At 61.1% G+C, this 1,073-nt stretch carries 1 protein-coding gene; it reads right to left on the bottom strand.

All coding sequences use genetic code 11. The features are described from left to right. Positions 1–1,073: elongation factor Tu (tuf, locus tag ACODS0_RS27975; protein ID WP_488838498.1), on the bottom strand; the 1,073-nt coding region annotated here is incomplete at both ends.

The following is a 1,073-nucleotide window of genomic DNA, read 5'->3' as shown; positions in this document are numbered from 1 at the left end:
ATCAGCTTCACAGTGATCGACACGTTGTCACCAGGCATGACCATTTCCTTGTCGGCTGGCAGCTCGATGGCGCCGGTCACGTCGGTCGTGCGGAAGTAGAACTGAGGGCGGTAGTTGTTGAAGAAGGGCGTGTGACGGCCGCCTTCGTCCTTGCTCAGAACATACACTTCAGCGGTGAAGTGGGTGTGGGGCTTGATCGAGCCGGGCTTGCACAGCACTTGGCCGCGCTCCACATCTTCGCGCTTGGTGCCGCGCAGCAGCAGACCGACGTTGTCGCCAGCTTGGCCTTGGTCCAGCAGCTTGCGGAACATTTCTACGCCGGTGCAGATGGTCTTTTGCGTGTCGCGGATACCGACGATTTCGATTTCTTCGCCGACCTTGATGATGCCGCGCTCAACGCGACCGGTCACCACGGTGCCACGGCCGGAGATGGAGAACACGTCTTCCACGGGCATCAGGAAGGCACCGTCCACAGCGCGCTCTGGCGTGGGGATGTAGGTGTCCAGCGCTTCAGCCAGCTTCATGATGGCTTCTTCACCCAGCTTGCCCTTGTCGCCTTCCAGGGCGAGCTTGGCGGAACCACGGATGATGGGGGTGTCGTCGCCTGGGAAGTCGTACTTGTCCAGAAGTTCGCGCACTTCCATTTCGACGAGTTCCAGCAGTTCTTCGTCGTCCACCATGTCGCACTTGTTCAGGAACACGATGATGTAAGGCACGCCCACTTGGCGGGCCAGCAGGATGTGCTCACGGGTCTGGGGCATTGGGCCGTCAGCGGCCGAGCACACCAGGATAGCGCCGTCCATCTGGGCTGCGCCGGTGATCATGTTCTTCACATAGTCGGCGTGGCCAGGGCAGTCCACGTGGGCGTAGTGGCGGTTGGCCGTTTCGTATTCCACGTGGGCGGTGTTGATCGTGATACCGCGGGCCTTTTCTTCGGGCGCTGCATCGATCTGGTCGTATGCCTTGGCTTCACCGCCGAACTTGGCGGACAGCACGGTAGCGATGGCCGCCGTCAGCGTCGTCTTGCCATGGTCCACGTGGCCGATTGTGCCCACGTTGACGTGAGGCTTGGT

The sequence above is a fragment of the Acidovorax sp. FG60 genome (assembly GCF_057808995.1).
This window is presented reverse-complemented; position numbering and strand designations above follow the sequence as displayed.